Annotated in this window: 18 protein-coding genes; 6 read left to right on the top strand and 12 right to left on the bottom strand. The window is 51.8% G+C overall.

The genetic code is table 11. The features are described from left to right. The first annotated feature begins 50 nt into the window (after positions 1–50). The 3 genes from ABJM21_RS08805 to ABJM21_RS08795 are packed head-to-tail and all read left to right on the top strand — an operon-like array spanning position 51 to position 3,760. On the top strand, positions 51–1,253 hold the full coding sequence (locus ABJM21_RS08805) for a hypothetical protein (protein ID WP_348301510.1): 1,203 nt from the start codon (positions 51–53) through the stop codon (positions 1,251–1,253). 51 nt (positions 1,254–1,304) lie between these two features. Further along, on the top strand, positions 1,305–2,360 hold the full coding sequence (locus tag ABJM21_RS08800) for a hypothetical protein (protein ID WP_348301511.1): 1,056 nt from the start codon (positions 1,305–1,307) through the stop codon (positions 2,358–2,360). Next, positions 2,360–3,760: a HAMP domain-containing sensor histidine kinase gene (locus ABJM21_RS08795; RefSeq protein ID WP_348301512.1), complete on the top strand. Its 1,401-nt coding sequence runs from the start codon at positions 2,360–2,362 to the stop codon at positions 3,758–3,760. The genes ABJM21_RS08800 and ABJM21_RS08795 overlap by 1 nt, the downstream gene beginning before the upstream one ends. Positions 3,761–3,814: 54 nt before the next feature. On the opposite strand, the gene ABJM21_RS08790 is transcribed toward ABJM21_RS08795, so the two are convergent. Then, entirely contained in the window at positions 3,815–5,101 is a 1,287-nt protein-coding gene (locus ABJM21_RS08790; protein ID WP_348301513.1) for a citrate synthase, read from the bottom strand. A 33-nt stretch (positions 5,102–5,134) separates the two neighbouring features. After that, positions 5,135–6,565, bottom strand: coding sequence for a glutamate--tRNA ligase (gene gltX, locus ABJM21_RS08785; protein ID WP_348301514.1), 1,431 nt, complete (start codon positions 6,563–6,565; stop codon positions 5,135–5,137). Positions 6,566–6,677: 112 nt separating this feature from the next. Between gltX and ABJM21_RS08780 the strand changes: the two genes are divergently transcribed. Beyond that, on the top strand, positions 6,678–8,867 hold the full coding sequence (locus tag ABJM21_RS08780; protein WP_348382149.1) for a ComEC/Rec2 family competence protein: 2,190 nt from the start codon (positions 6,678–6,680) through the stop codon (positions 8,865–8,867). Here ABJM21_RS08780 and lexA read toward each other — a convergent pair. The 7 genes from lexA to ABJM21_RS08745 all read right to left on the bottom strand — a co-directional run bounded on the left by lexA (position 8,847) and on the right by ABJM21_RS08745 (position 14,164). Then, the gene (gene lexA, locus ABJM21_RS08775) at positions 8,847–9,539 is read right to left on the bottom strand and encodes a transcriptional repressor LexA (protein WP_348301516.1); all 693 of its coding nucleotides are present in this window, start codon (positions 9,537–9,539) and stop codon (positions 8,847–8,849) included. The two genes, ABJM21_RS08780 and lexA, sit on opposite strands and share 21 nt — an antisense overlap. 67 nt (positions 9,540–9,606) lie before the next feature. After that, positions 9,607–10,791: a gephyrin-like molybdotransferase Glp gene (gene glp / locus ABJM21_RS08770; RefSeq protein WP_348301517.1), complete on the bottom strand. Its 1,185-nt coding sequence runs from the start codon at positions 10,789–10,791 to the stop codon at positions 9,607–9,609. Continuing rightward, a complete protein-coding gene (gene moaC, locus ABJM21_RS08765; protein WP_348301518.1) occupies positions 10,788–11,258 on the bottom strand; it encodes a cyclic pyranopterin monophosphate synthase MoaC in 471 nt (156 codons plus the stop codon). The genes glp and moaC overlap by 4 nt, the downstream gene beginning before the upstream one ends. After that, positions 11,259–12,053: an indole-3-glycerol phosphate synthase TrpC gene (gene trpC, locus ABJM21_RS08760; RefSeq protein WP_348301519.1), complete on the bottom strand. Its 795-nt coding sequence runs from the start codon at positions 12,051–12,053 to the stop codon at positions 11,259–11,261. Between the two features lie 10 nt (positions 12,054–12,063). Then, positions 12,064–13,053: an anthranilate phosphoribosyltransferase gene (trpD, locus tag ABJM21_RS08755; RefSeq protein ID WP_348301520.1), complete on the bottom strand. Its 990-nt coding sequence runs from the start codon at positions 13,051–13,053 to the stop codon at positions 12,064–12,066. After that, complete coding sequence (locus ABJM21_RS08750; protein ID WP_348301521.1) at positions 13,050–13,583, bottom strand: YcxB family protein; 534 nt, start codon at positions 13,581–13,583, stop codon at positions 13,050–13,052. The genes trpD and ABJM21_RS08750 overlap by 4 nt, the downstream gene beginning before the upstream one ends. Continuing rightward, on the bottom strand, positions 13,580–14,164 hold the full coding sequence (locus ABJM21_RS08745) for an aminodeoxychorismate/anthranilate synthase component II (protein WP_348301522.1): 585 nt from the start codon (positions 14,162–14,164) through the stop codon (positions 13,580–13,582). Before ABJM21_RS08745 ends, ABJM21_RS08750 begins: the two co-directional genes overlap by 4 nt. 114 nt (positions 14,165–14,278) lie before the next feature. Between ABJM21_RS08745 and ABJM21_RS08740 the strand changes: the two genes are divergently transcribed. After that, on the top strand, positions 14,279–14,581 hold the full coding sequence (locus ABJM21_RS08740; protein WP_348301523.1) for a polyhydroxyalkanoic acid system family protein: 303 nt from the start codon (positions 14,279–14,281) through the stop codon (positions 14,579–14,581). A gap of 103 nt (positions 14,582–14,684) precedes the next feature. Here ABJM21_RS08740 and ABJM21_RS08735 read toward each other — a convergent pair whose 3' ends face one another. From ABJM21_RS08735 to ABJM21_RS08725, 3 genes are all read right to left on the bottom strand, one after another. Then, the gene (locus ABJM21_RS08735) at positions 14,685–15,416 is read right to left on the bottom strand and encodes a class I SAM-dependent methyltransferase (RefSeq protein WP_348301524.1); all 732 of its coding nucleotides are present in this window, start codon (positions 15,414–15,416) and stop codon (positions 14,685–14,687) included. A 126-nt stretch (positions 15,417–15,542) separates the two neighbouring features. After that, positions 15,543–17,063 carry an anthranilate synthase component I gene (gene trpE / locus ABJM21_RS08730; RefSeq protein WP_348301694.1) on the bottom strand — a complete coding sequence of 507 codons (1,521 nt, stop codon included), beginning with the start codon at positions 17,061–17,063 and terminating at the stop codon, positions 15,543–15,545. A 29-nt stretch (positions 17,064–17,092) separates the two neighbouring features. Beyond that, the gene (locus ABJM21_RS08725) at positions 17,093–19,036 is read right to left on the bottom strand and encodes a SurA N-terminal domain-containing protein (RefSeq protein ID WP_348301525.1); all 1,944 of its coding nucleotides are present in this window, start codon (positions 19,034–19,036) and stop codon (positions 17,093–17,095) included. Positions 19,037–19,214: 178 nt separating this feature from the next. Here ABJM21_RS08725 and tpiA point away from each other — a divergent pair, with 178 nt between their 5' ends. Further along, complete coding sequence (gene tpiA / locus ABJM21_RS08720) at positions 19,215–19,961, top strand: triose-phosphate isomerase (RefSeq protein ID WP_348301526.1); 747 nt, start codon at positions 19,215–19,217, stop codon at positions 19,959–19,961. Positions 19,962–20,062 lie beyond the last annotated feature (101 nt).

Raw genomic sequence — 20,062 nt, 5'->3', positions numbered from 1 at the left:
AAATCCTATATGAAGCTTAAGTCGTTCGGCTAGCTATTTGGGATATTTCATTGAGACTGGCACTAATTTCATTATCAGCCGAGAATTCTGCGGGAAATAAGCCTGCTGGCCTGCTTCCTCTGTTCAACAGCAATATTCTGTCACGGCAGGTGCAGTCGGCTAGGCAAATGGGCGCAGAGAAGATTATTTTGTTGAGCCCAACAATATATGGTGATCTCCTGCAATATGCTGACGGGTTGAAAAATAGTGACATCAAAGTCGACATTGTTCGTAACGCCAAGGATTTGCAGGATTATAAGTCGCAGGGCGAAGATTTGATCTTCCTTAGCGATGGAGTTTTTCCCGATCGTTCGATTGAACAGAAGTTATCTAGGCAATCTGATGAGCTGATCTACGTCGTCTCCAACGCTGATAATTATGAGAATTTTGAGCGTATCGACTTGACCCACAGATGGCTTGGTATTGCACTTTTGAAAGCCGAGCGTTTGGCAGAAATAGCTGAAATTCCCGATGATTGGGATATCGGATCGGCATTGCTTCGGACGGCAGTACAGGCGGAATGCAAACGCGAGCTTGTTTCTGACGCAGACATGCAGGCGGACGCTGTGCCGCAACTACTACATGCTGAAGAGAGCACAGCTTATGCCGCAAGGCAGCTGCGTGGGATGGAGCTGCCCAAGCAAAATCTATTGGATCGGTTCCTCATCTGGCCGCCTATGCGAAAGATCATCCCGTTGCTTTGGAAATCGCCAAGCGCAAAAACCTATAGCGGGTTCGCCAGCTTAGGTGCCGCTATGGTTGCGCTTGTGTTGGGTTTGCTGAGTTGGCCGGTTCTGTCGCTTGGCCTGCTGTTTGTCGCATCTATTGTGCATGTTCTCCATGATCGGATTTCGATCCTTTCTTCGCAGGATCGCAAAACCGATTTGATGGGTCTGTGTTTCCGTCTACTCGCAGCTATTGTCTTGACAGTTGCGGTCTTCCGTCAGGCGAGCGCTGACTCACTATTCGCAGATATAACGATATTGCTTCTGCTGTTCGGAAATCTGTGGCTAATCTTCACACAATCGGAAAATAGCCGCATCAGTGTGATCATACCTGATACCCCATTGATTTTGCTTATTTTATTCCTGGCAACAGCTTTGGGCGCTTTTTCGATAGGGCTCTATTTCTCTGCGCTGTTCTGTCTTCTGTTTTTCATCGTTGGGCAACGTGATCATATGGTCAAAGAATCGCGTTCAAATCCTATCAAATAGCGGATGTTGCACTTAGCCAGATATTAACCACATTAGCCTAGGGGTAACTCTATGGCCAAACGAGATTTTTCAATGGATCGAAATCCAGGCATTGGACTTGTCCAGCAAGCTGCTGCGATAGGCACTTCCAGTGCTTACATATCTGATGATCTCGCGTCTGCTTTATTTCCGAAATCCGACGTTATTCTGACTGATCGGATGCTGTCCAATGGCCGCCAATATCTGCGCATGATCGTTCAAGAAATCGAAACTGAAATTTGCATGATCGCGACCAAAGATTTTGGTATGCAGCAGGACACCATTATCGAGATTGGAAATAGCGGCAGAGTTCATAGCTATGCGTTGCTCCAAAATGCAGGCCTGCTCGGCAGCAAAACCGTGCTCGATAATGTTTTTACTTCCGTCCAACGAGCGGAGCTGAGTGCGCGCCTATTGCAGAAAATATCGCAAGCGGATCTTGAATCAGTTTTAACCCGCTATCTTGACGATGACGATGCCTCGATTGCCGACGCCGCAATGGCTTTGCTGGTTGCGCAGAGCCGGGACAATGTCGGGTCTGGTTCCCTTCAAGCTCAGATTACCAACTTGCCAGCGGAGATATTATTCGCACTGGCATGGCCTATAACCGCAGCCTTGCAAAAATTGTCGGGCGATGAAGGTCAGGAACTCAAAAAGGCTACGGAAAAATTGCTGGGTCAGCATGACGAAGGGATTGGGACTCAGAGTCGGGCGCAGAGACTAGCGCAACTTGTTGATCAAGCGGAGGGAAGCGAGCAAAATCTGCACCCGATGCATGACGGTCTGGACTTGTTTCTTGCCCGCCTGGCGCGGCGCTCCGGGCTATCCGTCGACCAGTTAATATTGTTTACAGCTGAACCCAATATGGTGCGATTGGTTTTGACTATGCGCGCCATAAGGCTTCCGCTGGACCATGCATTATCGATTTTCAGCGCTTTGGACGGCGGAGGGCAATTGCTTACTCGTGCTTCCTACGATGAAATTGATGTAGAAAAAGCAACGGCACTCGTTTCCGATTGGTCCGCCAATACGCTCTATCAGAACGCGCAAGACCTTTTGAATGCGCATCTTTCGGGCTTGCCTGCTTAATGACTGTGTCTGGTAATCTGGCCGAGCCCGTGCGTGGGCAACTAGATGCCGATGGCCGTCTGATCTCGGCCGATCCGCCCTTGCTGCGTTTGCATTTGCATTGTGGTGGATATGAAGGTGGTCCGCTGGCCATTCCGCAGCTTTTGAACCTTTGCCGATTGAGCCGTCAGCTCGACATGAACCTGTCGCGTTCGGTGCAAGCCGCCGATGAAGAAAATTTGATCAGCATGTGGGTGGAAATCCGGCTGCACCGGGATGGGCAAGACGGTGCCATTGCGATCAGTATTATCGACTGGAAAGAATCGCCGGCGCCTTCGACAAATCGTGAAGAGTTTGGCCGTCGCCGTGACTTTGACCGGTTAAACGGGCGAGGGGCCATCCGTACCGATGCTTCCTTGCGGATCATGGCCTTGGCTTTGCCGGGTGATCTGGACGCGGTTGAAAATTATATTGGCCATTCCCTTTTGGATGTTCTCGACTTTGTGGAGCCGTCAAAGCAAAGTGTGTTGGTAGAGTCCATCTCGGAGCGCCAGCCTGTGCGCGGCCAGCATGTCCGCCAGAGGCATGGTAAGCAGTCTTTCTATACCCTTTCGGGCCAACCGCTTATCGATAACGAAGGGCTCTTCTCCGGCTATCGATTTTCACTCGAACTCGATGAAGAGCGGGCGGCAAAAGAAAATAGCAATGAGGCCGGAACGGGCTTTGACCAAGGGGACCTTATCAGTGATTCCCTGTTCGGTTCGCAGCTCGGCCCTGCTTTGCGCCAGCCATTGGGCAAGATTATCGCCAATGCTGAAACAATCGGCGGCCGTTTAGAAGGTCCATTGCGCGGCGATTACTCGGACTATGCGAAAGATATCGCATCTGCTGGCCGCCATTTGATGGATCTGGTCAATGACCTGTCTGATTTGGAGGCGATTCAGCGCACAAGTTTTTCGGTTGCGGCTGATGATATTGATCTGGTTGACCTTTCCCATCGGGCTGCAGGGTTGCTTGCAGTCAAAGCTGCGGATCATCAAATCCGGATTGATCTGCCCGAAAAAGACATCGAAATGCCGGTAAAGGGCGAATTTCGTAGGGTTTTGCAAATTTTGGTGAACTTAATCGGTAATGCGATCCGCTATTCGCCCGACGGTTCCGTGATAAAGTTACAGGTGGCATCAGAAGACGAATTCTCTGCAGTCACTGTGCGCGATCAAGGTGATGGGATTGCGGAGGATGATCAGCAGCGCATATTTGAAAAATTTGAAAGACTAGGGCGTTCCGGCGATGGCGGAAGCGGACTGGGTTTGTTCATTTCACGCCGTCTGGCCAACGCCATGGATGGCAGCCTGACAGTAGAAAGCTCCGTTGGTAAAGGCTCCACCTTCAAGCTCAGCCTTCCTTCGCGAAGCGTTTAGGCACAAAAAAAGGGAGCGGTTAAGCTCCCTTTTCTATTTCATAATTTGCGGGGACTACCGGTTGCCAATTTCCACATAGTCACGCTGTGTTGGGCCGGTGTAAAGCTGACGAGGACGCCCGATGACCTGACCGGGATCAGAAATCATTTCGTTCCACTGTGCAACCCAGCCAACTGTCCGTGCCAGCGCAAAGAGTGCGGTGAACATGGAGGTCGGGAAACCGATAGCCGAGAGAATGATGCCAGAATAGAAGTCTACGTTCGGGAAGAGCTTCTTCTCAATGAAATAAGGATCGTTGAGCGCCATTTCTTCTAATTGCAGAGCAACTTCGAAAACTGGGTCAGACACTTTCAGTGCATCAAACACTTCGCGAACGGTTTTCTGCATGACTGTCGCGCGGGGATCGTGATTCTTATATACACGATGACCAAAGCCCATAAGGCGGAATGGATCATTTTTATCTTTGGCGCGGGCGATATATTCAGGAATACGGTCCGGATGTCCGATTTCGTGGAGCATATTGAGCGCCGCCTCGTTGGCACCACCATGAGCGGGGCCCCAGAGACATGCAATACCGGCTGCAATGCAAGCAAAAGGATTGGCACCAGAAGAACCAGCTAGCCGCACGGTGGATGTCGAAGCATTTTGTTCGTGATCAGCATGAAGGATGAAAATCCGGTCCATTGCTTTTTCGATTACCGGGTTCACTTCATATTCTTCAGCCGGAACACCAAAGGTCATGCGCAGGAAATTACCCGTATAGGACAGGCTGTTATCGGGATGCATGAAGGGTTGGCCGACGGCATATTTATACGCCATCGCCGCGATGGTCGGCATTTTTGCGATCAGCCGGTGGCTTGCAATCATCCGTTGTTCTGGATCGCTGATATCGGTGCTGTCATGATAGAAAGCAGAAAGAGCACCTACTACACCACACATGATCGCCATCGGGTGGGCATCACGGCGAAAGCCATTGTAGAAAGTTGAAAATTGATCATGCAGCATCGTGTGGCGCGTGATCGTGTTCGTGAAATCTGCATATTCATCTGTGGTTGGAAGCTCGCCGCGCAAGAGCAGGTGAGCCACTTCCATGAAGCTGCTTTTTTCAGCCAATTGGCCAATGGGATAACCACGATGCAGTAAGACCCCTTCACCGCCATCGATAAACGTCAATTCTGATTCGCAGCTGGCCGTTGATTTGAAGCCGGGATCGTAGGTGAAGGCACCAGTTTGCCCGTAAAGTTTCCGAATATCTACGACATCCGGTCCTTCGGTGCCCTGCATGACGGGAAATTCGTAGTTCTCGCCACCTAGGCCGAATGATGCGCTATTGTTGCCCACAATATTGTCCTTTCTGCTCCTGAGAAATTCAGGTTATTTTATTTGATCTGCAAGACGATCCAATGACTCTTCCTTGCCCAAGAGTATCAGCACGTCAAAAATTCCGGGTGAACTGGTACTTCCCGTTAGAGCGGCCCGCATAGGTTGTGCAAGCTTTCCTAACCCCAATTCGGCGGCTTCCGCTATTGCCTTCACTCGGTCTTCTGTGGCCTCAAGCGTCCAGTCGTCAAGGTCGGCCAAAGTGGAGTGAATCGATTCAAGCAGCTGCCGTGCGTCAGCATCTAGCAGAGATTGTGCCTTCTCGTCGAGGTCAAGTGGTCGTTTTTTATAGAGAAAAAGGCTATTATTAGCCAATTCGATAAGGTTTTTTGCACGGCTTTTCAAAACCGGCATCGCTTGCGCCAACAAATCGCCATCGGCAGGTGACAATTTTGTTCCCAATTCTTCTTCAATCCAAGGCGTTGTAAGAGTGACAAGCGCTTTGTCATCAGCCTCACGAATATATTGGCCGTTAAGATTTTGCAGCTTCTTAGCATCAAAGCGTGAAGGCGATTTTCCAACCCCGGAAAGACCAAACCATTCAGTTGCCTGAGCGCGTGAGATGATCTCGTCATCACCATGACCCCAACCAAGCCGCAGCAGATAATTGAACATCGCGTCCGACATGATCCCCATGTCGCGATAAGCTTCGACGCCAAGGGCTCCATGCCGTTTAGAAAGCTTTGCCCCATCATTGCCGTGGATGAGAGGAATATGCGCATAAGTTGGTTCTTTCCAACCCATCGCGCGGATCATCGCAAGCTGTCGGAACGCATTGTTGAGATGATCATCCCCGCGGATCAAATGGGTGACGCCCATATCATGGTCATCAACCACAACTGCCAACATATAGGTCGGCGTTCCGTCGGAGCGGAGGAGAATGAAGTCATCGATTTCGCTATTCTGAACCGAAACTTCGCCCTGAACGGCATCGGTAACAGTCATCTTGCCGCCAGTTTCCGTCTTGAGCCGGATAACATAGGGGGCACCTTCGGGTGCTTCAGATGGATCACGATCTCGCCAACGACCATCATAGCGCATTGGTTTCTTTTCAGCCTTTTGCTGTTCCCGCATCGCAGCCAATTCTTCCGGTGTTGCAAAACACTTATAGGCATTGCCTGCCGCGAGTAGTTCATGCGTAACTTCGGCATGGCGGGCGGCGCGTTCAGATTGGAAAACTGGCTCGTCATCCCAATCGAGACCCAGCCAATCAAGTCCTTCCAAAATCGCATCAATCGCTTCCTGGGTGGAACGCGCCTTGTCGGTATCTTCGATCCTCAAAAGCGCTTTGCCGCCATGATGTCTGGCAAACAGCCAGTTGAACATCGCGGTACGTGCGCCCCCGATATGCAAAAAGCCCGTCGGAGACGGGGCAAAACGTGTGACGACTGGATCGGTTTCTTTAAGAGTCACGCTTGATTTCATCCTGTGTTACGCAAAAACGATGCAGAGTAGCTTTGATCTAGATAGCTCTGACGTAGCGCATGAAAATATAAAAAGGGCCACCATCACTGATGGTGTTGGCAAGGCCCTTAGCATGCTGTTTCGCGCACGACAATTGCCTGAATATCTTAGAAATTCGCAAATTTTTGGACAGCTGGAATCCCAGCTGGAAAAGGAACGTGACCAGCTGCCTCTGTGGATACCAGTCGGACTGGGTACGGGAATCACGATCTGGTTTTTACTGGCTGATTCTTATTTATGGAGCGCTGTTATCGCGCTTTGCGCGGGTTTGGCTGTTTTTGTCAAACTGACGGGGCAGGGGACGCGGGTCGGGTCAGCGATCTTCTGGTTTCTTTTATCAGTTGGTGCCGGTTGCCTGATAATATGGCTACGCTCTTGGTCTGTTGCGTCACCGGTCCTAGAACGCCCCGTGGTAACATCATTCTATGCCGAGATAGAAAAGACCGAAGTTCTGAGCGCGCGCGATATGGTTCGTTTGACGCTTGATACGCATGAGAAACAAGGCCTGCCACCGCGAGTTCGGGTGAATGTACCCATGGATAGAGCGGCCGTCGAATTGGAGGCTGGTGCTGTTATTCGATTGCGAGCACGACTGATGCCGCCGGCCATGGCGTCCTTACCTAGTGCTTATGATTTTTCCCGCCGTGCCTGGTTCATGGGATTGGGGGCGACCGGTCAAGCATTGGGAGACATAAAGGTTGTCCGGCCAGCGGAACCCCTATGGGGACCAGTCTCCGCTCTACCAGAATATCGCCAGCGGCTGTCAAACCATATCCAATCGCAAATGGAAGGCGGCGCAGGAGCCATAGGTGCGACGCTTGCAACTGGCGATCGTGGAGCGATTAGTGACGAAGACGCCGAGGCCATGCGCCGCAGCGGTCTCGCGCATCTTCTATCGATCAGCGGGCTGCATGTGACCGCAGTAGTTGGTGCGGTTTATTTGCTGGTGATGCGGTTATTGGCTTTGTTTCCGCCCCTGGCTTTGCGCGTTCCGCTGCCGATAGTTGCTGCCAGTTGCGCGGCGGTGGCGGCGCTGACCTATACATTGCTGACCGGTGCACAAGTGCCAACCATTCGGGCCTGTATCGCCGCATTGCTTGTATTAGCAGCTCTGATCATTGGTCGAAGCGCTATCACGCTTCGGATGGTGGCCGCAGGCGCATTGTTGGTCCTCATCATATGGCCAGAATCTTTGATTGGCCCCAGTTTTCAACTCAGCTTTGCGGCAGTTACCGCTATTATAGCGCTTCATACGCAACCTAAAATTCAATCTCTCTTTACCCGGAGGGGCGAGGCGTTCTGGAAGCGATTTGGAAGAGCCATTGTAGCTCTTTTCTTGACGGGGCTTGTTGTGGAACTGGCGCTGATGCCGATCGCCCTCTTTCATTTTCACAAAGCTGGAATTTACGGCGCTTTGGCAAATATTGTTGCAATCCCTCTTACGACATTTGTCATCATGCCACTCGAAGCGCTGGCATTGTTGCTTGATACGATAGGGTTAGGGGCTCCTATCTGGTGGATTTGCGAAAAAGCGCTCAACAGCCTTTTGGTACTGGCCCATTATGTGTCCAGCAGCCCCGGATCCGTCACGATGATGCCGACTATGCCATTGGCGGCTTTCGGGCTGTTGGTTTTCGGCGGTCTATGGTTGGCGCTTTGGAGTCAGCGTTGGCGGATGTGGGGGCTTTTACCCCTATGTTGCGGGACACTGATTGTGCTTACGACCCGTCCGCCAGACATATATATTTCCGGTGATGGCCGTCATGTCGGCATTCGCAATCAAACTGGAGAGCTTGCCATGCTGCGGACCAGTCGAAGCGGCTTCGTGCGCGACATGCTTTTGGAAAATGCTGGCGTAGATGGAGACGCCATGGCGCTGGAAGATTGGCCCAATGCCCAATGCAATGCAGATAGCTGCACGGCTATAGTTGAAACCTCCGATAGAGCCTGGGCAATTGTGGCGACGCGTAGCTCTTATTATATTCCTGCATTGGCTCTATCCGCCGCCTGCCGCCGGGCCGATATCGTCATAAGTGAACGGCGCCTTCCAACCAGCTGCCAACCGCGCTGGATAAAGGCAGATCGTACGCTTTTGCAACAAGTCGGCGGGATGACAATCGACCTTGAAAGCCATCAGATCACGACTGTGCTAAACCATACGGGGCGTCACCCATGGACGCGTTTCAAGGATCCTAAAAAACCAGCGCGGAAAAGGGTAACGTCGGATAGGACTAGCAACGGTTCAGTTATAGCGCCGCAATAACCCAGCCATTTTCCCTTGTATGCGAACTTCACCGGCACCAAATATCTGCGGCTCATAGGCAGGATTTGCAGGATCAAGACGAACCTGACCGCTATCCTTGAACAGATATTTAAGTGTGGCTTCTTCATCATGGACAAGAGCCACAACAATTTCGCCATTGCGTGCGGTCTCGGTACGCTGGATGAGCGCATAGTCACCGTCCAGGATGCCTGCATCAATCATCGAATCGCCGGATACTTCCAGCGCATAATGTTCCCCTGATCCCAAAAGGGCTGCTGGAACACTCAGAGCAGACTGACCTTCAAGGGCTTCGATCGGAACGCCAGCGGCAATCTTACCATGAAGCGGGATTTCGATCACATCATTGGAAGCAACCGGAATCTCTTTCAATGGGGCAGAGCGAGCCGTATCGGGCATGATATTGACGACATTGGATGGGGCTGGTTTCAAATTTCCGCCCTCAGGAAGTTTAGTGACTTCCAAGGCCCGTGCGCGATTGGGTAGTCGCCGCAAAAAACCGCGTTCTTCCAAAGCGCTGATCAACCGATGGACGCCAGATTTGGATTTTAAGCCCAACGCGTCCTTCATTTCTTCGAAAGAGGGGGAAACGCCAGAATCTTCCAAGCTATTATGAATGAAGCATAGCAGTTCATGTTGTTTCGGTGTGAGCATATTTCATGTCCTTATCGGGAACGAATAAAGAACAATTATGAAACAAATAGGGTTAAGTCAAGTCAATTCAGATCTCTATATAGGAAACTTTCGCACCTTTTTCCTGCTCCGGGCTGTGGGCTGGCCGATAGAGCAGGGCATTGGCCGCAGCCAGAATGGAAAGCTTGGCGCTGTCCTGACTATTGAAGGCGGTTATGCCGGAACCATCCGCTTTTGCTCTCAGGAACTCTGCCCGCTGATTTGTTGCTGGCAACAAGGTATTTGTTATCGCGCTTTGCATTGTCGGCATATAATGTGCCGCACCAGCGAGATATCGGATGAGGGGTATCAGGAACAATGTCGCGGTGACAAAGGCAGAGCCAGGGTTGCCGGGCAGAGCAACAACAAGACTATCACCAAGCGTTCCGGCCATGAGCGGTTTGCCCGGTTTCATTGCGATTTTCCAGAAATCTGTTTTGCCGCCAAGCTGCTTGAAAGCGGGCGCAACCAGATCATGATCGCCCACTGAGGCACCGCCGATAGTAACGATTATATCACAATCCCTGGCGCTTTCCAGCGCAGCACACAGGCTCTCCATATCGTCTTTGATCCGGCTGATCGAACGGGATCGGGCAGGTAGCCGGTCCAACATGGCGGTTATCATGACATCATTGCTGGCCGGTATCTGATGTGGCTGCGTATCCGCGCCGGGTGCGACGAGCTCATCTCCGGTAGAAAGGACCGCAATTTTCGGAGAACGGCCAACGGAGAGGTTACCAGCACCAGCGATGACAGCATGTCCCAAAGCGGCGGCGTTGAGGTGTGTACCGGCTTTCAAGGCAATATCGCCGACCTTAAAGTCCCCGCTTGCATGGCGGACATGACGGCCTTTGACAGGTGATGGCTCTTCAATCAGTTTGATTGTCGCACCATCTGTTTTGACATTTTCCTGCATCACGACGGTATCTGCACCATCTGGCAGTAGAGCTCCGGTAAAAATTCGCGCCGCCTGACCGGGCTGAATCGGCGGGCAGGGAGGACTTCCGGCTTTGCATTCTCCGACCAGTTGCCAAGGTCCGGCACGGTCTTCAAAGGCAATGGCATAGCCATCCATTGCCGACATATCAGCGGCGGGTTGGCTGCGTTTTGCTATGAGGTCTTCGGCGAGATAACGACCAAGTGCCTCGCCGACCGGCACCGTTTCTGATCGCAACCGCTCCGCCATGGTAATTAAACGCTGTTGTGCTTCATCCAGGGGCAGCAATGGCTTCATTCGGCTGTCCAGTCTCCGGATTTACCGCCCGATTTGTAGAGCAATCGAATATCGCTGATCAGCATATCTTTCTGCATGGCTTTCGACATGTCATAGACAGTCAAAAGCGCGGTAGAAACGGCGGTAAGAGCTTCCATTTCAACGCCGGTTTTACCTGTTAAGCGTGCCATTGCTTCGATCCTGATTCCATTTTCCAGAAATTCAAATTCTACCGCAACTTTGCTAAGTGCCAGCGGGTGGCAAAGCGGGATAAGGTCGCTGGTTTTTTTGGCTGCCATGATTCCGGCAATTCGGGCAGTGGCCAGCACATCACCTTTTTTCATCGCATTGGCTTTAATTGCTTCGAGCACTTCCGGTGCCATCTGGATGATACCCTCGGCGCGTGCCTCGCGGGTCGTTTCATTCTTGGCCGACACGTCGACCATATGGGCTGCGCCGTCGCCATCAATATGGGTGAGTTTACTCATCTATGCCTCACTGCCTGTCAAAAGCTGTCGGGTAGCCACTTCGACATCATCTTGCCGCATAAGTGATTCCCCGACAAGAAAAGTGCGCGCGCCACATTGAGATAGTCGCTCGCAATCATCATGCGTGAAAATGCCGCTTTCTGAAACCATAATTCGATCATCCGGGACCAGCTTGGATAGCCGTTCTGTTTGCTCCAGACTGGTTTCGAAGGTTTTGAGATTGCGGTTGTTAATGCCCAAAAGGCGGGATTTCAGGCTTAGTGCACGCTCCAGTTCTTGCTCGTCATGCACTTCGATCAATGCATCCATGCCCAATGCCGTCGCCGTCGCCTCAATTTCTAGCGCCAGCCCATCATCAAGCGCGGCCATAATGATTAAAATTGCATCAGCACCCAGTGCACGCGATTCTTCCACTTGCCATGGATCGATCATGAAATCCTTGCGCAAGCAGGGCAGGGAACAAGCGGTTTGCGCCGCAACCAGATATTCGTCTGCCCCCTGAAAATAAGGAACATCCGTCAGCACCGATAAGCATGCTGCTCCGCCGGCTTCATAAGCACGTGCATGGTTCGGCGCATGGAAATCTTCGCGGATCAACCCTTTCGACGGGCTCGCTTTCTTGATTTCGGCGATCAGTGCAAAGCCCTCCGCTGCCTTTTCCTCAATCGCCTTTATAAAGCCGCGCGGCGCTGCCTGATGGCGCACCTGATCGTGCATGGCTGAACTGGAGATATCGGACTGGCGCTTGCGCACATGGTCGCGCTTGGCCAAACATATTTCGGTGAGCTTGTTCATTGACCATGCCTCATTGATTGGCGATCCAGCAGTTGAGCAAGGCATTGGCCAACCCTTTATCGAGCGCTTCACCCGCTTCTTCGACTCCTGTTTCCCAGCTATCGACTTCACCGGCGATCATTAACGCAGCGGCGCTATTCAACACTACGGCATCGCGGTAAGCAGACGGTTCTCCTTGCAATAGATCGCGCAGAGCCGCGGCATTATATTGGGCATCACCGCCTTTAATAGAATCGGCGCCATGACGCGACAGTCCCAAATCCTCTGGTGCGATGCGGCTGTGTGTGACTGATTGCCCCTCAACAATCGCCAGTTTGGAAGGCCCGGAAATGCTAAGCTCGTCCAGACCTTCTTCGCCCGAAACGATCATGATTTTTTCATAACCCAGTTGCGCTGCCGCTTCGGCATAGGTCTCCACCAGGTCTGGCGACGCAACGCCGATTAACTGCCGCTTGACGCGCGCCGGATTGCATAGCGGGCCAAGCAGGTTGAAGATAGTCCGGCGGCCAATGGCTTTACGAATGGGCGCCAGCGGGCCCAGCGCTGGATGATGATTGGGTGCAAAGAAAAAGGCGATGCCTATTTCGCGCAATGATTGCTCGCCGCCTGTCGCTGCCTTGGCAAGGTCAAGGCCCAGAGCTTCCAATGTATCCGCAGCTCCCGATTTGCTCGACGCAGCGCGGTTGCCATGTTTGGCCATCGGGATGTCGCAAGCCGCAACGACCAAAGCCGTCGCGGTGGAGATGTTCAGGCTGTGGCTACCATCGCCGCCGGTCCCGCAGACATCAATCGCGCCAGCAGGAGCATCGACAGCAACCATGCGTGCGCGCATTTCCTGAACGGCGGCGGCAATCTCGGTTGCTGTTTCCCCGCGATCAGCAAGTGTGATGAGAAAAGCGCTGATGGCCTCTCCATCCACTTTGCCATCCAATATCGCTGCAAATGCATCAAGAGCATCAGATTCTGAAAGCGGGGTTTGGGGATTGGGAAGAGCCGTCATGATTTATCCTCTCCCGGCAGGCCGGCATCTTGAAGCCGGCGGACCAATCCATTCCTGTGCGCTTCGTCTTTAAATATGCGCGCAGGAAGAAAATTGAACATGTGATCGGAACGATAGAGCAAAACAACTTTGTCGTCTGCTCGCCATTTGACCATGTCCGCAAAGGTTAAGTGCGATTGACCTTGCTCATTTTTGGAATGTAGCTTCTCATCATCCCACCAGCTGGTGGTTTCCAGCCGCAAGTCTTTTTGTTGCTTGTAGATTTTCTTGGCAAGGCGAGGAACCCACCATACCGGAATCATGATCGTCATGATCAGCGCTACAATACCGGCCCAGATCGTCATGCCCGCAATCAATCCAAGCGCTTTTGGTACATCATCAAAGCCATCGAACGCAGCCATGATGACACCAACGGTCAGTCCAAAGAGCAGCAAGTAGAGGACCCGTTTCAAACCCAATTGTTTTATATGCAGTCCATAGGCGGAACGCAAATCTTCCTCAGTGGGCGTGAAGATCAGTTTTTCGGTCATGCGATTTTCTTTGGTGTCATGCCAGCGAGCTCCATGAAATTGGCTAGCAGCTCATGGCCATATTCAGTGGCGATGCTTTCCGGGTGAAATTGTACGCCATGAATGGGAAGAGTTTCGTGACGGAAACCCATGACAGATCCATCTTCTGCCGTGGCGTTAATCGGAAGACATTCGGGAATGTCTTCCACAATCAAGGAATGATAGCGAGTGGCGGTATAAGGCGAAGGAATGCCATGAAACACGCCGCTATCGTCGTGCGTTACCGGCGATGTCTTGCCGTGCATCAAGCCGCCGCGCACGACTTTGCCGCCAAAATGCTGACCAATGCTTTGATGACCCAGGCAAACACCAAGCAGTGGTTTCACAGCATCAGCGCAGGCGGCCACCAGATCCAGCGATATGCCAGCTTCATTGGGTGTACATGGTCCCGGCGAAATTAAAAAAGCATCAGCGCCGGTTGCGAGTGCATCATGCGCGCTCATTGCATCATTGCGTTCGACCCGCACATCTGCGCCCAGTTCCATCAGGTAGTGGACCAGATTGAATGTGAAGCTGTCATAATTGTCGATAACCAAAATCATGTGATGCTGCCTAATGATAAAATCGCGACAGGCCAAGTTTTTCTGCCGACTATCAAGCAGATGGTTTGACGAAGGAAATCCGGATGATATTGATGGGGCAGGGGAGATTATTTCATGGGTCAGCCGGTAACCGTTACGATAGCACATAGTTTGGGACTGACAGAGGCCCGCAGCCGCATCGGCAACGGCGTCCATACGCTAAGCGAATCCGTACCCGGAGCGACCGTGACCGACCATCATTGGGAAGGCGACACCATGCACTGCACATTGGAAGCCATGGGCCAACGAATTGGCGGCGAGATGCAAGTGCGCGAAGACGAGGTCTACGCCATTTTCGATCTACCCCCATTGCTTGCGATGTTTGCCAACAAGATTAAGGAAAAGCTTCAGAAAGAAGCACCCAAAATGCTGGAATAGGTCCCGCAATTTTCGGTGTTGTGAGAAGCTTTTTTCTACCTCGTTTTTTGAATTATAGGTGACTGCTCTATCCCGAAAGCTAGCATTTGAAATGTATAAAACATTAGGCTGCTATGACGAGACGGTAACCTGCATCAATCGCGTCAAGCGCCAAAATATCGGCATAGCGTCGTTCCCATTCACCATTTTCTAAGTCTTCTGCCAATTTATTGATGCCCTGAGCAGCATTCTCAATCGCCCAAAAAGAGGACGAGCCAGCCCTTATTCGCGCATCCAAATAGGCAGCGGGTCTTCGCCAATATGCGTAGAGAAAACCGTCGGTACAATCGTGAGGTATTGGAACAGGCACAATTTCCACGTCACCCAACCAACGTGCATAATCTGACATGGCAGGCATTTGAGCTTCATCCAGAGCCACTAACTCTGGAAGATAGTCTGTCAGCCAAGATCCACGATGTGACGGATCGAAAGTCAGAAGAATGATCGCGCCGCGAGTTACACGGCGCATTTCTTGCAGTCCCTTTTTCTTGTCAGGCCAATGATGAATTGTCAGAATTGCCATCGAGGCATCGAATTGGTTGTCGTCAAAAGGCAGATCATCCGCGTACCCTTGAATCGCAGGTGCAGCTGATCGATCGCGCTGATTTATCATCTCCGCTGAAGGCTCTAAGGCCGTTACGTTACGATTTGTAGGTTCATAAGAACCGGTTCCCGCACCAACATTCAGAACAGTTTCCGCAGCACCAAGTGCGTTATCGATTAAAGTTGCGATCCTGAGATCCGGCTTACGAAGCTCCGAATAATTGATGCCTATGCTGTCATACTTAGCTGTCATCGCATTTCGCCTCCTCAAACCCTAAGCAAGCATTATATTTCAGATATGACTGGAATCCACTCGCAAATCCAAACGTCCGCTTTTATGCTAAAACGGATACCTATATTCCGGTGCCATCAAATCACCCTATTGCCCAAAGCCCACATCTTGTGCGCGTCGCAGCGCTTCTTTTGCGGCCGCTAGCAAGGCGCCTGATTTTGCCTCACATTCGCGCAGTTCATAGGTTGGGTCGCTATCTGCGACGATGCCGGCGCCTGCCTGGACATGGAGCATACCGTCTTTGACGATACCGGTGCGCAAGACGATGCAGCTATCCATACTGCCATCGGGAGAGAAATAGCCAACGCCGCCGGCATAAGCGCCGCGGGTTTCGGGTTCTAACTCGGCGATGATTTGGCAAGCTCTAACTTTTGGTGCGCCGCTCACCGTACCCGCTGGAAAACCGGCGAACAGGGCGTCGAGTGCATCCTTGTCCGGTGCCAGTTCGCCGACAACGTTGGAAACAATATGCATGACATGGCTGTAAAACTCGACCGTATAGCTGTCTGTTACCTCCACGCTATTGGCAGCGCTCACCCGGCCTACATCGTTGCGACCAAGATCCAGCAGCATCAGATGCTCGGCACGTTCCTTGGGATCGGCGAGTAGGCTGCTGCGATTGGTTTTGTCCTCGGCGGCATTGGCGCCGCGCGGGCGGGTTCCGGCAATCGGGCGGATCGTGACCTCTCCATCACGGGCGCGCACCAGAATTTCGGGACTGGACCCGATAAGCGCAAAGCCCGGCAAGTCGAGAAAAAACAAGAAAGGAGAAGGGTTTATTCTCCGCAATGCGCGGTAAAGCTCGACGGGTGGCAAGGCAAAGGGAGCCGTAAATCGCTGTGCCAATACCACCTGGAAAATGTCACCCGCTTGAATATAGTCTTTGGCGCGGAGCACCATATCCTCATATTGCTCTGGACTCAGTTTCGGTTCGAAAGCGAGATTATCCGGGGTGAGGTCTTTATATTCTGCCGTTAATGCCGGGACGGGAGCCGCAATCTGACGCTCGACTTCATCCAGTCGTTCTTCCGCGCTAGCAATCTTGCTTTTCGCATCACCAGATGTTTCCGGCCAAACCGGAGCGACAAGAAACATCTCATCCGCTAACCGATCAAAAATTACGATTACGGTCGGACGGACGAACAACATATCGGGCAAATCCAATTCGGAATCCGCCGCTCTTGGCAGTTTTTCAACTAATCCAATCGTCTCATAACCGAAATAGCCCACTAAACAGGCAAGCGCACTTGGTAGACCTTCCGGAACATCCATTTGGCACCGCTTAACCAAAGTGCGTAGGGCATCGAGACTGCCAGCTTGTTCTGGCTCAAACGCGTCACGATCAGTCAACCAATGCGGATTGATCGCAGCCTGCTCATCATCGGCGCGAAATACAAGGTCGGGAGCGAGGCCGATCAGGCTATGGCGCCCGCGGGTTTCACCACCTTCAACGGATTCGAGCAGAAAATCTCCACGCTCGGCTTCCATAAGTTTCAGTGCAGCCGACACTGGCGTATCCGTATCCGCAACCTGTTTGCGCCAGACCAGCGCGGGCTTGCCTGTTTCTAACGCTTTTTGTGCAGCTTCAATGCCAAAGCTTTTCGGCATCAATCGAAAGACAGACAAAAAAGAGCCATTTAGTTGCGGCCCGTCAGCTGATTTTTCAGGGCAGTGAGGGCGCTTTCATTTCTTTCGACGCCGACATCCTGTTTCATCGCGTTGATAAATTGTTCCGTATATTCGTTACCGAACACCTGTTTAAACTGTCCTCGAGTGGCATTCAGCAAATCTGTGCGCTCGGAGGCATCACCGCGATCAATATTGTTGAGATTGACTACAAACCAGCCTTGATCCTGAGGCGCTTTAAGCGTTTTAGCTGTGTTTTCTGCCATGCTGAACATCAGCGTCAATGGCGGCGGCACCTGTCCCTGCTGACTTTGCCTGGCAAGTTCGGCACGCGTGCTTTTGACCGCTTCGATATTGGGCAATTTTACCTTCGCATTGGCAACTGCTTTAGAAAGAGCAGTACCGCCGCTGACCTCTTTGGCTATCTGATCGGCAATGACTTTGGCTTTTTTGGAGCCTTCATCCAACATATAATCGCGTGTTACGATCGGTTTAATCTTGTTGAGTGGCGGCGGCGCTGCTTCGGCTATATCGGTGACATCGAGGATCGCATATTGCTGGCCAGGAATAATCTCTACAACTTGCGGATCGGAATCTTCTTCCAATGAAAAAGCAACAGGAAGAATGCGCTGCATTTCAGGGATCGGACGATAATTTTGATCTTCAGGATTTTGCCCGTTGGCCAGCAAAGCTGGGGTGGACTCAATCTTAAGTTCTTCTGCGTTGGCCACATCTTCCAGAGTTGATCCTCCGGCAAACTCGTCTTCCATTGAAACCGTCAGTTCAGCCAGCGCTTCATCAATTTTATCGCGGCTTAACTCGGCAACAATCGTCGCGCGCACCTGATCGAGTGTTTGAGCAGGGACTTTTGTTACATCATTAATTTTTGCGATATGCCAGCCGAGCGCACTTTGCGCCGGGGCAGAAACACCGCCTGATGTCGCGGAAAAGACGGCGTCTGCAACCGCCTGAGAAGCCGTACCGGCCAGAGCAGGCTTGCTAACTGATCCAACTTCCGCGACCGACAGTCCGACGGATTGTGCGGCTGCTGCAATGGAATCGCCGCCGGAAATTTTGTCAGCCAGCGCCTGAGCTGCGGCCTGTGTAGGCAAAATCACTTGATCGATATTACGAGTTTCGCTTGCCGCATATTTTGCTTTGTCGAGATTATATTGCCCCTGGATTTCTTGTTCGGTCGGTTGAATCTTGTCGTTAAACCGCTCTTTGGAGAAGATCGCATAGCTTATCGTGCGGCGTTCCGGGATCGTATAGCGAGATCCGTTTTTGCTATAGAATGCGGCCAGAGCGGCATCTGCTGGTGTGGTATTGTCGATAAATGCAGCGGATGGAATAATCGCAATTTGCCCCTGACGGGCTTCGAGCAATAGGGACGCATAAGGTGTTACCAGTTTTTGCGGCACCGATGCGCCAAAACCAGCCACTGGGAGCAATTGGTCTGCCAGCAAATTGCGGGTAAAATCGTCGCGCAGTTGCTGTTCTTTAATGCCTTGCTGTTGCAATGCTCGGCGGAAATTTTCTTCACTAAATTGTCCATCCGCGCCTTGAAAGGACGATATCCCTGCAATTTCACCATCGACCAATCGTTTGCCCGCTGTCATGCCATATTTATTGCCAAATGCAGCAATCGAAAAACTGTTGATCAGACGGTCCAATATGCCGTCAAACCCGCCGCCTTCAACATAGGTTTTGAGGTCCAGTCCGGTATTTTCCCGTTGTTCCGCACGAAAGGCGTTGTTGACGGACTGGCTCAGCTCGGACGTAGTCAGTTTTGAATCGCCGACCTGTGCTGCGGTGCCAGATCCAGTGACACCGCCAAAGGCGCCTGAACCGGTAACGTCTGCCGATGCAAAGGCAACGGCGATCAGTGCAACGAAACACATCGTTAGGAACAGGCCGATTTTAGACGAAAAAATATTGCGGAAAAATGTAATCATAAGAATATTGCAATTCTGTTAGAACTAATGGGTTTTTTGATGCTTTAGGCGGCTTGCGTTTTTCGTTCAAGCAAAAGGGGAACGGGCAAATTAAAAGCTGTTCTTCTGAAACCTGTTTGGCAGGCGTGTCGGAATTTGTTAGCGGGAGCGTAAAGCATCAACAACGGGCGGAGAGAATATGGCTAATCGCAAATATATTGTAGGCAATTGGAAAATGAACGGTCTGAATGATCAATTGTCTGACATTGCTGACATTGCGTCCATTGCAGCGGACCATCCTTCGGTCGATGCCGCCATTTGCCCGCCGGCTACTTTGATTGCGCCTGCCGTGTCTCAAAATTCGGTCTTTGCTATTGGCGCACAGGATTGCCATTTCAGTGAAAAGGGCGCTCATACCGGCTGTGTTTCTGCTGCGATGATTAAACAGGCCGGGGCCAGTTTTTCAATATTGGGTCACAGCGAACGCCGCGCCGATCAGCATGAAACCGATGTCGATGTCAAAGCCAAAGCGGAAGCGGTGCATGCTAGCGGACTGGGTGCCATTATCTGTGTTGGCGAAACCGAAGAAGAACGCGATGCCGGAAAAGCGGTTGATGTTGTCTGCGGTCAGCTAGCGGGATCGTTTCCTGATAATGCCGCTGCAACATGGCTCACCATCGCTTATGAGCCCGTCTGGGCCATCGGCACAGGCCGGGTGCCCGAAGCCTCTGATGTCGAAGAAATGCATGCGGCCATTCGCGAGAAGTTGGCCAGTTTGATGGGTGAGGGCGCCGATGCCGTTCGTATTCTCTATGGCGGATCGATGAATGGTGGGAATGCAGCAGAACTGCTGGCGGTTCCTAATGTCGACGGCGGCCTTGTCGGCGGAGCCAGTCTGACTGCAGAGAAATTCGGACCGATTATCGAAGCGGCTGCTGCAGCTTAGCCACAGAAGAAATAATTATGATGTCGATGTAATCGGAGATACGATGCATTGAGTATCAGAGGCCCGATTTAGTTTTACGAGCCGTGGTAAAAATGATCGAT

Origin of the sequence: Parasphingorhabdus sp., assembly GCF_039977335.1 — a bacterium.
Lineage (GTDB): Bacteria > Pseudomonadota > Alphaproteobacteria > Sphingomonadales > Sphingomonadaceae > Parasphingorhabdus.
The sequence above is the reverse complement of the archived record's forward strand: the minus strand, read 5'-3'. Positions and strand labels throughout refer to the sequence as shown.

Bases quoted from the DNA above. Each gene is read 5' to 3' on its own strand.
- ABJM21_RS08800 (WP_348301511.1), top strand. From the start codon at position 1,305: ATGGCCAAACGAGATTTTTCAATGGATCGAAATCCAGGCATTGGACTT.
- ABJM21_RS08795 (WP_348301512.1), top strand. From the start codon at position 2,360: ATGACTGTGTCTGGTAATCTGGCCGAGCCCGTGCGTGGGCAACTAGAT.
- gltX (WP_348301514.1), bottom strand. From the start codon at position 6,565: ATGAAATCAAGCGTGACTCTTAAAGAAACCGATCCAGTCGTCACACGT.
- ABJM21_RS08780 (WP_348382149.1), top strand. From the start codon at position 6,678: ATGCTGTTTCGCGCACGACAATTGCCTGAATATCTTAGAAATTCGCAA.
- lexA (WP_348301516.1), bottom strand. From the start codon at position 9,539: ATGCTCACACCGAAACAACATGAACTGCTATGCTTCATTCATAATAGC.
- glp (WP_348301517.1), bottom strand. From the start codon at position 10,791: ATGAAGCCATTGCTGCCCCTGGATGAAGCACAACAGCGTTTAATTACC.
- moaC (WP_348301518.1), bottom strand. From the start codon at position 11,258: ATGAGTAAACTCACCCATATTGATGGCGACGGCGCAGCCCATATGGTC.
- trpC (WP_348301519.1), bottom strand. From the start codon at position 12,053: ATGAACAAGCTCACCGAAATATGTTTGGCCAAGCGCGACCATGTGCGC.
- trpD (WP_348301520.1), bottom strand. From the start codon at position 13,053: ATGACGGCTCTTCCCAATCCCCAAACCCCGCTTTCAGAATCTGATGCT.
- ABJM21_RS08750 (WP_348301521.1), bottom strand. From the start codon at position 13,583: ATGACCGAAAAACTGATCTTCACGCCCACTGAGGAAGATTTGCGTTCC.
- ABJM21_RS08745 (WP_348301522.1), bottom strand. From the start codon at position 14,164: ATGATTTTGGTTATCGACAATTATGACAGCTTCACATTCAATCTGGTC.
- ABJM21_RS08740 (WP_348301523.1), top strand. From the start codon at position 14,279: ATGGGTCAGCCGGTAACCGTTACGATAGCACATAGTTTGGGACTGACA.
- ABJM21_RS08735 (WP_348301524.1), bottom strand. From the start codon at position 15,416: ATGACAGCTAAGTATGACAGCATAGGCATCAATTATTCGGAGCTTCGT.
- trpE (WP_348301694.1), bottom strand. From the start codon at position 17,063: ATGCCGAAAAGCTTTGGCATTGAAGCTGCACAAAAAGCGTTAGAAACA.
- ABJM21_RS08725 (WP_348301525.1), bottom strand. From the start codon at position 19,036: ATGATTACATTTTTCCGCAATATTTTTTCGTCTAAAATCGGCCTGTTC.
- tpiA (WP_348301526.1), top strand. From the start codon at position 19,215: ATGGCTAATCGCAAATATATTGTAGGCAATTGGAAAATGAACGGTCTG.